The sequence below is a fragment of the Achromobacter sp. genome, assembly GCF_032113835.1.
Lineage (GTDB): Bacteria > Pseudomonadota > Gammaproteobacteria > Burkholderiales > Burkholderiaceae_B > Achromobacter.
In genome coordinates this window covers 36,476-47,570 of record NZ_DAMCTG010000036.1, presented here as the reverse complement: position 1 = coordinate 47,570, position 11,095 = coordinate 36,476, and the positions used below count along the sequence as shown (strand labels likewise).

General features: G+C 66.4%; 9 protein-coding genes. 6 read left to right on the top strand and 3 right to left on the bottom strand.

The window, feature by feature from the left end; genetic code table 11:
* From RT697_RS14460 to RT697_RS14440, 5 genes are all read left to right on the top strand, one after another.
* Positions 1-656, top strand: a 656-nt coding sequence (locus tag RT697_RS14460) for a TonB-dependent receptor domain-containing protein (protein ID WP_313699751.1), incomplete at its 5' end; no start/stop codon positions are given.
* 177 nt (positions 657-833) lie between these two features.
* Positions 834-1,139 (top strand): DUF3649 domain-containing protein, encoded by a 306-nt coding sequence (locus tag RT697_RS14455; protein ID WP_105237871.1) that lies wholly within the window; start codon positions 834-836, stop codon positions 1,137-1,139.
* Positions 1,136-2,842 (top strand): PepSY-associated TM helix domain-containing protein, encoded by a 1,707-nt coding sequence (locus RT697_RS14450; protein ID WP_313699748.1) that lies wholly within the window; start codon positions 1,136-1,138, stop codon positions 2,840-2,842. Before RT697_RS14455 ends, RT697_RS14450 begins: the two co-directional genes overlap by 4 nt.
* Positions 2,839-3,162 carry a DUF3325 domain-containing protein gene (locus RT697_RS14445; RefSeq protein WP_105237873.1) on the top strand — a complete coding sequence of 108 codons (324 nt, stop codon included), beginning with the start codon at positions 2,839-2,841 and terminating at the stop codon, positions 3,160-3,162. Before RT697_RS14450 ends, RT697_RS14445 begins: the two co-directional genes overlap by 4 nt.
* An 85-nt stretch (positions 3,163-3,247) precedes the next feature.
* Positions 3,248-4,603: a tryptophan--tRNA ligase gene (locus RT697_RS14440; RefSeq protein WP_313699746.1), complete on the top strand. Its 1,356-nt coding sequence runs from the start codon at positions 3,248-3,250 to the stop codon at positions 4,601-4,603.
* 64 nt (positions 4,604-4,667) lie between these two features.
* On the opposite strand, the gene RT697_RS14435 is transcribed toward RT697_RS14440, so the two are convergent.
* On the bottom strand, positions 4,668-5,174 hold the full coding sequence (locus RT697_RS14435; RefSeq protein ID WP_313699745.1) for a hypothetical protein: 507 nt from the start codon (positions 5,172-5,174) through the stop codon (positions 4,668-4,670).
* A gap of 348 nt (positions 5,175-5,522) precedes the next feature.
* Positions 5,523-7,898, bottom strand: a complete 2,376-nt coding sequence (tex, locus tag RT697_RS14430; RefSeq protein ID WP_313699744.1) for an RNA-binding transcriptional accessory protein Tex — start codon at positions 7,896-7,898, stop codon at positions 5,523-5,525.
* Between the two features lie 174 nt (positions 7,899-8,072).
* Between tex and RT697_RS14425 the strand changes: the two genes are divergently transcribed.
* On the top strand, positions 8,073-10,163 hold the full coding sequence (locus tag RT697_RS14425) for an ATP-dependent DNA helicase (protein WP_313699743.1): 2,091 nt from the start codon (positions 8,073-8,075) through the stop codon (positions 10,161-10,163).
* A gap of 93 nt (positions 10,164-10,256) precedes the next feature.
* Here RT697_RS14425 and RT697_RS14420 read toward each other — a convergent pair whose 3' ends face one another.
* Positions 10,257-11,045: an outer membrane protein assembly factor BamD gene (locus RT697_RS14420; RefSeq protein ID WP_313699755.1), complete on the bottom strand. Its 789-nt coding sequence runs from the start codon at positions 11,043-11,045 to the stop codon at positions 10,257-10,259.
* Positions 11,046-11,095: the final 50 nt, after the last annotated feature.

Sequence of the window (11,095 nt, the reverse complement as noted above, 5' to 3'; positions counted from 1 at the left end):
TCAAGCCGATCGAGGGCAAGCAGTACGAAGTGGGCATCAAGTACCAGCCGCCGGGTTCGGCCACGATGCTGACGTTCGCCGCGTTCGACATCCGCCGCGAGAACATGACGACCACCGATCCGGATCCGACGCACGTGTGCGGCACGGCCGGCGGCCGCTGCTCGATCCAGGCGGGCGAGCTGCGCACGCAGGGCATCGAACTCGAAGCCAAGACCGAGCCGATGCGCGGCCTGTCGCTGATCGCCGCGTACTCGCTCATGAACAACGAGTACACCAAGGCCTATCCGAATGCGGCGGGCTTCGACCTGACCGGCAAGACCCCGGCCGCGCTGCCGTCGCAACAGGCGTCGGCGTGGGCGCGCTACCAGCTTCAGGAAGGACCGCTGGCCGGCCTGGGCATTGGCGGCGGCGTGCGCTACATCGGTTCGTCGTATGCCAACGAGGCCAACACGATGAAGGTGCCGAAGGTCACGCTGGTCGACCTGATGCTGGACTACGACCTGGGCCGCGCTTCGCCCGCGCTCAAGGGCATGCAGGTGGCGCTGAACGTGCAGAACCTGTTCGACAAGGAGTACATCGCGTCGTGCTCCGGCGAATCCTGGTGCTGGTTCGGCTACCAGCGCTCCATCAAGGCCAGCTTGCGGTATCGCTGGTAAACCAGTGCCAACAGGCGGCTCCAAGGCGAGCCGCCTTTTCTTTTGGTCCGAAACTGCCGTCCCTGTCTTAACGAGAATAGTTATAATTCAGGCCTTATACAGGGAAAGGCGGATAAGCTCCGAAACCCCGTCCCATCCCCGGGGCCGCCACGGTCCCGCAACCACCTAGAACTCCCCGTGAAAGCTCCCGCAGCCGGCGCAGGCATGATGCGCTACAGAATGGCCGTTTTCTCTCGTGCGACGGCCGCCATCCTGGGCGGCTATGCCCTGGCGTCGGCGGCCGCCGCCTGTCTGGCTGTCTGGCTGCCCATGGGGCGCGCAGACGCCGTGACCGCGGCGCAGATGCTGTCCTTCGTGGTCTACGCCTGCGGCGTCATCTGGGTGTTCGCCACCCGCAACGCCTGGCGCGCCTGGGCCGGCATTTTGGGTCCTGCCGCGCTGCTGGGCGGATTGTTCCTGGCGCACCGGCTGGTGGCGGCATGAAGGCGGCCAAGCACAAGCATCCCGGCGAAGAGGGCCTGCGCCAGTCCATGTCTTGGCTGCACACGTGGTCCGGCCTGATCTTCGGCTGGGTGCTGTTCGCCATGTTCCTGACCGGCTCGCTGGCCTTCTTCCGGCCCGAGATCACGCGCTGGATGCAGCCCGAAATCCAGGTGCGGCCGGCGCCGGCAGTCCAGGCCGTCGCCACGGCGCAGCGCTATCTGGCGGAACACGCGCCCGACGCCAAGCGCTGGTTCATCGCGCCGCCGTCGGACCGCGAGCCCCTTATCCAACTGCTGTACCAGACGCCCAAGCCCAAACCGGGTGAACGCGGCTTCGTGCGCGTCAAGCTGGACGCGGCCACCGGCGAACCCGTGACGGCGCGCCAGACGCGCGGCGGCGACTTCTTCTACCGTTTCCATTTCGAACTGGAAACCGCGTTTCCGTGGGGACGCTGGCTGGCCAGCATCGCGGGCATGTTCATGCTGGTGGCGATCATCAGCGGCATCATCACGCACAAGAAGATCTTTGCGGACTTCTTCACCTTCCGGCCCGGCAAGGGCGGGCAGCGCGCCTGGATGGACGGCCACAACGTGCTGTCGGTGCTGGGCCTGCCGTTTCACCTGATGATCACCTTCAGCGGTCTGGTGCTGTTCATGGTGATGCTGATGCCGGCGGGCATCCAGGCCGCCTACGACAATCCGCGCCAGTTCACGAACGAGGTCTTCAAGGCCAACAAGATCACGCCGCCGCAGAACCAGCCGGCGCCGCTCGTGGACATCGCGCCGCTGGTGGATCAGGCCCAGCAGCATTGGCAGGGCCGGGTGGGGCGGGTGACCGTCAACAATCCCGGCGATGCCGGCGCCACCATCACGCTGGTGCGCAACGTGGGTGACGGCGTGTCGTACGGCCTGCTGGCGCCCTTCATGCGCTTTGACGGCGTGACAGGCGCATTGCAGGAGTCCGAGGACGACCACAGCGCCACCGTCGTGACCGCGGGCGTGATCACCGGCCTGCACCTGGGGCTGTTCGCCGAGCCGCTGCTGCGCTGGTTCTATTTCATCGTCAGCCTGGCCGGCACGGCCATGGTCGCCACGGGTCTCGTGCTGTGGATCGCCAAGCGCCGCCAGAAGGCGCGGCCGGGCGACACGCGGGAAGCCTTCTCGCTGCGGCTCGTCGACGGCCTGAACGCGGGCACCATCGCGGGCGTCGTGTTCGGCGTGGCGGCGGTGTTCCTGGCAAACCGGCTCTTGCCGGCCGACATGCCCGGCCGCCAGGTCTGGGAGGTGCGCGCCTTCTTCATCGCCTGGGGCCTGTCGCTGGTTTACGCGTTTCTGTTCCAGCGGCGCAAGTGGCAGGACCTGCTGGGCATTGCCGCCGCCGCGCTGGCGCTGGTGCCGGTGGTCAATGCCCTGACCACCGACCGGCACCTGGGCGTTTCGCTGCCGCAGGGCGACTGGGTGATGGCGGGCTTTGACCTGACGTGCCTGGCCAGCGCCCTGTTCTTTGCCTGGATGGCGGTGAAGGCCGCCCGGGCCCGCAAGGCGCCCGCCAAAAAGGCGGGCAAGCCGCGCGCGGCGCGCAACGAGGCGGTCAAGAACGCTGTCTCCGCCGCTGCTCCCGCTACAGCCACAGCTCTGCACGAGCCCGCCGTCCCGGCCGCCGTGCACCGAACCGCTTTTGAACCGCGAGGTGATACGCCATGACGCTTGCCGCCTTCTGCCTGGCCTACGCAGGGTTTTCCGCCCTGTGCCTGGCCATGGACCGTCACTACGAAGACCTGTTCGACCGTGCCTTGCCGCGCCGCCATCGGCTGCCGCTGCGGGTGTTCGGCTGGGTCTCGCTTGCGCTGTCGCTGTGGGCGTCGGCGGCGGTCTGGGGCTGGAGTTACGGCACGGTCGAATGGATCGGCATCCTCAGCATCGCCGGTCTGCTGCTGATCTGGTTCCTGACCTTCCGGCCGCGCGCCGCGCTGACCGCGGGCGGCCTGTGCGCGCTGGCGGCGCCGGTGCTGGCTGTGCTGTAAGCGCGGGTTCCCGGGTTTTGCGGGGCAGGGCCAGGCTGCGGCACGTTACACTCAGGGCTTCCCCTAGCAACCGCCTTCTCGCCTCATGAACACCCGCGTCCTTACCGGCATCACCACGACTGGAACCCCCCATCTCGGCAACTACGCGGGCGCGATCCGTCCGGCGGTTCAGGCCAGCACGCAGCCCGGCGTGGACGCATTCTTCTTTCTGGCGGACTACCACGCGCTGATCAAGTGCGACGACCCGGCGCGCGTCGCGCGCTCGCGCCTTGAGATCGCCGCCACGTGGCTGGCGGTGGGCCTGGACCCCGAGCGCGTGACGTTCTACCGCCAGTCGGACATCCCCGAGATCCCCGAACTGAGCTGGCTGCTGACCTGCGTGACCGCCAAGGGCCTGATGAACCGGGCGCACGCCTACAAGGCCTCGGTGGACCAGAACGTGGCCAAGAACGTGGATCCGGACGACGGCATCACCATGGGGTTGTTCTCGTACCCGATCCTGATGGCCGCGGACATCGTCATGTTCAACGCCAACAAGGTGCCGGTGGGCCGCGACCAGATCCAGCATCTGGAAATGGCGCGCGACATCGCGCAGCGCTTCAACCACCTGTACGGCCGCGAATATTTCTCGCTGCCGGAAGTGGTCATCGAAGAAGACGTGGCGACGCTCCCGGGGCTGGACGGCCGCAAGATGTCCAAGAGCTACAACAACACCATTCCGCTGTTCGAAGGCGGCAAGAGCGCATTGCGCGCCTCGGTGATGCGCATCGTGACCGATTCGCGCGAGCCCGGCGAACCCAAGGACGCCGAATCGTCCCACCTGTACACGCTGTACCGCGCGTTTGCCACGTCCGAGCAATCGGCGGCGTTCCGTCAGCAGCTCGAGGCCGGCATGGGCTGGGGCGATGCCAAGCAGGCGCTGTTCGAGCATCTGGAAAACCTGCTGGCCCCGATGCGCGAAAAGTACATCGACCTGATGGCGAATCCGGGCCGCATCGAAGACATCCTGCAGGCGGGCGCCGCCAAGGCGCGCAAGCTTGCCGTGCCGTTCATGCAGGAGCTGCGCGAGGCCGTGGGCCTGCGCACGCTGGGCGCCGCCGCCTCGGCGGGCAAGGGCGCCCAGGGCAAGAAGGAAAAATCCAAGGGCGCGCGTTTCGTCAGCTTCCGCGACGAGGACGGCGGCTTCCGCTTCCGTCTGCTGGCGGCTGATGGCGAGGAACTGCTGCTGTCGCAGCGCTTTGCCGATCCCAAGGAAGCCGGCGCCCTGATGCGCCGCCTGCAGTCCGAACCCGCCGATAGCGTCCTGCAGGCCAATGCCCAGGGCTACGCGGTGGTGATCGATGGCGTGACGGTGGCTGCCGCCCCCGAAGGCGCGCAGGGCGAACCCGCTGCACGCATCGCGCGCACGCGTGAAGCGCTGCTTTCGATGGCGCAGGAATAATCGCTGATTGGTCGTTGATACGCGATAGACGAAGACGGCGCGGGCAATCCGCGCCGTTTTGCATTCAGTTCAGGTTGGCGCTGGCGACGATGCGCCCGTCGCGCACCTGAAAGCGCTGCACGCGGCTTTGCCCCGCGATTTCAAGCTGGTCGCCGTCCGAATAGCCCGTGACGTTGGGACAGTCCAGCCATTCCGGATTGATGAACGGAAAGTACTTCAGCGTGCCGCTGCCTTCGCTGGCGAAGTCGAACGTGGTGTTGGCCACGACCTCGGGATCCCATTGGCTGGCGTCGTAGGTGATCACGCAGCCGACGCCGATGCGGTAGACGATGCTGGCGCCCATGCTGGCAAATCCCAGCGCGCCCACGTGCAGTTGCGCGCCATTGCGCAGTTCGATGACCCGGCTGCCCAGGCGTTCCAGCGTGACGTGCTTGAAGGTGACCTCGGCGCCGTCGACGATCAGATGCGAATACTGACCCAACGTGACGTCGCCGTAGATGCCGCTTGCCGTGGCGTCCTTGTCGGTGATGGTTGCGGTTTCGTTTGCGGCAAGGGTAATGGTGCTGAGCATGACGGAACGGATCTCCGGGCTATCAAGGGGCGCGCTCTTGTTCTGATGCTGCTCCCCGTTAGACGCTTCGCGCAGTAGCTCGCCTGACCGTGGGTGTTTGTGTCGCCGGTGGCCACTCTCGTGTTCGGCGGTTGCCACTCCGATTTTTATTATTTAGACACAATTCGATATTTTCACTTATTTCTGTGATTTCGAATTGAGGGAACGCAACGAAAGCGGGTGATCTAGGGGTAAGCCCTAGGCCGCAGCGAGGCGGCGTGAAAGCGGCCGCCCAAAGAAAAATCCCGGCGCCTCGGACGCCGGGATCGGGGTAAAGCAGGGATCCCGAGGGATCAGCGGATCAGCGGATCAGCGCTTGAGCTTGGCAAACGCGTCAGCCATGGCGCTGTTCATCGACGCCGCGGCGCCGCCGCCTGCATTGCGGCCGCCATCGCCCTGACGGCGCGGACGGTCGCCGCCCTTGGGCGCATCGGCGCTGCGGCGGGCGGGCGCGGCGGTGTCATTCAGGCGCATGGTGAGCGCCACGCGCTTGCGCGCCGCGTCCACTTCCAGCACTTTGACGCTGACCGTCTGGCCCACGCGCACCACATCGCGCGGATCCTTCACGAACTTCTCGGCCAGCGCCGAGATGTGGACCAGGCCGTCCTGGTGCACGCCGATGTCGACGAACGCGCCGAAGTTGGCCACGTTGGTCACCACGCCTTCCAGCACCATGCCGGGGTACAGGTCATTCAGCGTTTCCACGCCTTCCTTGAACTGCGCCGTCTTGAATTCCGGGCGCGGATCGCGGCCGGGCTTTTCGAGTTCGGCGAAGATGTCCTTGACCGTCGGTAGGCCGAAGCGCTCGTCGGTGAAGTCCGACGGCGACACGCCCTTCAGGGCTTCGCGCTGGCCGATGATCTGCTTCACTTCCGCCTTGATCTTGGCCACGATGCGTTCGACCACCGGGTAGGCTTCGGGGTGGACAGACGAGGCGTCCAGCGGGTTCTCGCCATTGGGAATACGCAGGAAACCGGCAGCCTGTTCAAAGGCCTTCTCGCCAAAGCGAGGCACCTTGCGCAGGACCTCGCGCGTGGGGAACGCGCCGTTTTCGTCGCGGAAGGACACGATGTTCTTGGCCAGCAGCGAGTTCAGGCCGGACACGCGGGCCAGCAGCGCGGCCGACGCCGTGTTCACGTCCACGCCCACCGCGTTCACGCAGTCTTCGACCACGGCGTCCAGCGAGCGCGCCAGTTCGCGCTGGTTGACGTCGTGCTGGTATTGGCCCACGCCGATGGCCTTGGGATCGATCTTGACCAGTTCGGCCAGCGGATCCTGCAGGCGGCGCGCAATGGACACGGCGCCGCGCAGCGTCACGTCGAGATCCGGGAATTCCTGTGCGGCGGTTTCCGATGCGGAATACACCGACGCGCCCGCTTCGGAGACGACGACGCGTGTGACCTTCAGGTCGGGGAAACGCTCCATCATGTCGCCCACGAGCTTTTCGCTTTCACGCGAGGCCGTGCCGTTGCCGATGGCGATCAGGTCCACGCTGTGGCGCGCCACCAGTGCGGCCAGCGTGTTGATCGTGCCTTCGCGGTCGCGGCGCGGTTCGAACGGATACACGGTGGTGGTGTCGACGACCTTGCCGGTCTTGTCGATGACGGCCACCTTGCAACCCGTGCGGATGCCGGGATCCAGACCCAGCACGGCCTTCGGACCGGCAGGCGCCGCCAGCAGCAGGTCTTTCAGGTTGGCGGCGAACACGCGGATCGCTTCGGCTTCGCCGCTTTCGCGCAGGCGGCCGATCAGTTCGCTTTCGAATGCGGTCAGCAGTTTGACGCGCCAGGTCCAGCGGCAGACTTCGCCAAGCCAGCGCGCGCGCGGCGTGGCGTCCAGCGCGAAGAGGCCGTTGTCCAGCTTCAGGAAGTTGGCGATGCGGGCCACGCACGGGTGCGGCGTCTGGGCTTCGAGGTCGGCTTCCAGGCCAAGACGCAGCTCGAGCACGCCTTGCTGGCGGCCGCGCAACAGCGCCAGGATGCGGTGCGAGGGCAGGGTGCGCAGCGGCTCGTTGAAGTCGAACCAGTCGCGGAAGTTGGCGCCTTCGGTTTCCTTGCCCTCGATCATCTTGGAGTACACGAGGCCCGTGGACCACAGGTGCTCGCGCATGTCGGCCAGCAGGTCGGCGTTTTCGGCGTAGCGTTCGGCCAGGATGTCGCGCGCGCCATCGAGCGCCGCCTTGGCGTCATTGATGGAGGCTTCGGGATTCAGGTATTGCGCGGCCAGCGCGGCGGGATCGCAGGCGGGATCAGCCAGGATGGCGTCGGCCAGCGGTTCGAGGCCGGCTTCGCGGGCGATCTGGGCGCGCGTGCGGCGCTTGGGCTTATACGGCGCGTACAGGTCTTCCAGGCGTTGCTTGGTGTCGGCCGTGGCGATTTCCTGCTGCAGCTCGGCCGTCAGCTTGCCTTGCTGCGAAATGGATTCGAGGATGGCGCCGCGGCGTTCTTCGAGCTCGCGCAGGTAGCCCAGACGGACTTCCAGGTTGCGCAGCACGGTGTCGTCCAGGCCGCCGGTCGCTTCCTTGCGGTAGCGGGCGATGAAGGGCACGGTGGCGCCGTCATCCAGCAGTTCCACCGCCGCAGCGATCTGGGAGGCGCGGGCGCCCAGCTCGGTGGCGAGCTGTGCGACGATGCGGGCGTTGTCGACGCCGGTGGCGACGTTCGTGATAGTGGAAGTTTCAGACATCTCTATACGACGGCAAAAAGGGAAAACGAGGGGCGGATTGTGCCATAAGCCGTTGTTACGGAACGTGGCGCAAGGGACCGATCCGTCCCTCTGTCAGCGGCGTTGCGGTGGGCCGCAAGCAGGAAAACGGCCCGCCACCGGGTATCATTTGGGGCCATTCATTAGGCTGCTGTAATGCTGGACCTGGACATATCCGAATTCTTTGACGAGGACGGGCCGCTGGCCACGGCCTTGCCCGGCTACAAGCCGCGTCCCTCGCAGGTGGAGTTGTCGCAGGCCATCGGCCAGGCCATCCAGGACCGCGCCACGCTCGTGGCCGAAGCCGGCACCGGCATCGGCAAGACCTGGGCCTATCTTGTACCCGCCTTCATCCAGGGCGGCAAGGTGCTCATTTCCACCGGCACGCGCACCCTGCAGGACCAGCTTTTCGCGCGCGATCTGCCGCGCGTGCGCGCCGCGCTGGCCGCACCCGTCACGGCTGCGCTGCTCAAGGGCCGCGGCAACTACGTGTGCCACTATCACCTCGAACGCCTGCAGGGCGACGAGCGCGCGCTGAAGTCCCGCTCCGAAATCCAGCAGCTGCGTCAGATCCAGGTGTTCGCGGGCATCTCCAAAACGGGCGACCGCAGCGACCTCGCGCAGGTGCCCGAAGACGCGGACATCTGGCAACGCGTCACGTCCACCCGCGAAAACTGTCTGGGCCAGGAATGCCCGCGCATCCGCGACTGCTTTGTCGTCAAGGCGCGCCGCCAGGCGCAGGAGGCCGACGTCGTCGTCGTCAACCACGCGCTTTTCATGGCCGACCTGATGCTGCGCGAAGAGGGCGTCACCGACCTGCTGCCTGAAGCCGACACCGTCATCTTCGACGAAGCCCATCAGTTGCCCGACACCGCGACGCGCTTTCTGGGCAACAGCGTATCCACGCACCAGCTCATGGACTTCGGCCGCGCGCTGGAAGTCGCGGGGCTGGCCTATGCGCGCGAAGCCGCCAAATGGAGCGACGTCAGCCGTCACATTGAAACCGCCGCGCGCGAATTGCGGCTGGTCTGTGCGCCGCTGGACAAGATGCCGGGCCGCAAGGCCACGTTCGAGGCCATCCCCAACCCCGAGGAATTCGACGAAGCGCTGCTGTCGCTGCGCGAAGCCATCGACAGCGCCACCAAAGCGCTGGGCGCGGTCGCCGAAAAGCATCCGGATCTGCTCGCGGCCGCGCGCATGGGCGCGGAGATTTCGGTCAAGCTCAAGCGCTGGGCGACGCCCGGCCGCAGCAGCAGCGCGCACGACGACGAGGGCTGGGGCCGCGACGATCAGGCCCCCGTGCAAAGCCCGCTGGGCGACGGTCCGTCCACGCCCGCGGCCTTGCTTGAAGGCGCCGCGCAGGCCGAACAATGGACGGGCCCGGCCGTGCGCTGGGTCGAGCACGGCCTGCACCACGTGCGGCTGCATTCGGCGCCGCTGTCCGTGGCGCAGGCGTTCTCCAAGTTCCGCAAGCCCGGCCAGGCCTGGATCATGACTTCGGCCACGCTGTCGATCAACGGCGAATTCACGCACTTCACCAGCCAGCTCGGCCTGGACACCGCCCGCACCGGCAAGTGGGAGTCGCCGTTCGACTACCCCGAGCAGGCGTTGCTGTTCGTGCCGCGCGGCATGCCCGAACCCCAATCGCCGCAATTCCTGGACCGCTTCGTCCAGACGCTGATGCCGCTGCTGGAGGCCAGCCCGGGCGGCACGCTGGTGCTCTGTACGACGCTGCGCGCCGTGGACAAGGTCGCCAACCTGCTGGCCGATGCCTTCGACGACGCGGGACATGACTGGCCGCTGCTCAAGCAGGGCGAGGGTACCCGTCGCGACCTGCTGGACCGCTTCTGCAAGCTCAAGCATCCGGTGCTGGTCGGCAGCGCCAGCTTCTGGGAAGGCATTGACCTGCCGGGCGACGTGCTGACGCTGGTGGCGATCGACAAACTGCCGTTCGCGCCGCCCGACGATCCCGTCATCGAGGCCCGCCTGCGCGCCTGCCGGTCGCAGGGCGGCAATCCGTTTGCGGAATACCAGTTGCCCGAAGCCGCCATTTCGCTCAAGCAGGGCGCTGGCCGGCTGATCCGCACCGAATCCGATTGGGGCGTGCTGATGGTGGGCGACGCGCGGCTGGTGGAAAAGCCGTACGGCAAGCGCCTGTGGCGCGGCCTGCCGCCGTTTGCGCGCACGCGCGAACTGGAAGAGGTGCTGGCGTTCTACCAGCGCAAGCGCGGACCGGACGGCGCATAAAACCGCCCATAACACCCCGCACCCCCCCGCCGCACAGACGAAAAAAAGCCCTTCAGAAATCTGAAGGGCTTTTCTTTTCCCATGCAGGCGGAATCAGTTGAAGGGATTCCACCAGCTCTTGTCGGCCTTCAGGCCCTGGGTCCGGAACGCGCTGTTCGGGAAGTTCTTGTCGTAGACGCGCTGCGCATCGTTCTTCAGGTCAGTCATGTTCAGTTTGTCGTACGACTGAACCATCAGGTAGAGCGCCTCTTCGGTGGCGGGGGCGCCTTCGAAGTCGGTGATGACGGTCTGCGCGCGGTTGGCGGCGGCCACGTAGGCGCCGCGCTCGTAGTAATAGCGGGCAACGTGGACTTCGTTCATGGCGATGGTGTTGACCAGCCACGCCACGCGCTTTTCGGCGTCGACGCTGTACTTGCTTTCCGGGTAGCGCTTGATTAGCTCGGTGAAGGCGTCATAGGACGCGCGCAGGCCCTTGGGATCGCGCTCGGCCGGATCCTGGCCGGTGATGTTGCTCATGAAGGCGCTGGCCGGCGTGAAGTTGATCAGGCCCTTCAGGTAGAGCGCGTAATCGGTGCCGGGGTGATTGGGGTAGAGCTGCTGGAAGCGGTCGATGGCCGCGAGCGCCTGCTCGTTTTCGCCGTCTTTCCAGTTGACGTAGGCCAGTTCAAGCAGCGCCTGCTGGGCGTAGACGCCGAACGGGTAGCGGCTTTCGATGGCGGTCAGGCGCTCACGCGCTTCTTTCCAGCCGCCCGATGCCATTTCGGCCTTGGCGTCCGCGTAGAGTTGTTCCGCGCTCCAGTTGGTGGTCTTGTCGTACTTGCCGTCCGTCCCGCTGCAACCGGCGATGACGATGACGGCAAAAAGCGCGATGACCACGCGCAAAACCGACCCGCTGCGGGATGCGGGGTTCGAGGGAGCTGCAGGGTGGTGAA

Coding starts and splice junctions, on each gene's coding strand:
- RT697_RS14450 (WP_313699748.1), top strand. CDS start 1,136: ATGAAGGCGGCCAAGCACAAGCATCCCGGCGAAGAGGGCCTGCGCCAG.
- RT697_RS14445 (WP_105237873.1), top strand. CDS start 2,839: ATGACGCTTGCCGCCTTCTGCCTGGCCTACGCAGGGTTTTCCGCCCTG.
- tex (WP_313699744.1), bottom strand. CDS start 7,898: ATGTCTGAAACTTCCACTATCACGAACGTCGCCACCGGCGTCGACAAC.
- RT697_RS14425 (WP_313699743.1), top strand. CDS start 8,073: ATGCTGGACCTGGACATATCCGAATTCTTTGACGAGGACGGGCCGCTG.
- RT697_RS14440 (WP_313699746.1), top strand. CDS start 3,248: ATGAACACCCGCGTCCTTACCGGCATCACCACGACTGGAACCCCCCAT.
- RT697_RS14435 (WP_313699745.1), bottom strand. CDS start 5,174: ATGCTCAGCACCATTACCCTTGCCGCAAACGAAACCGCAACCATCACC.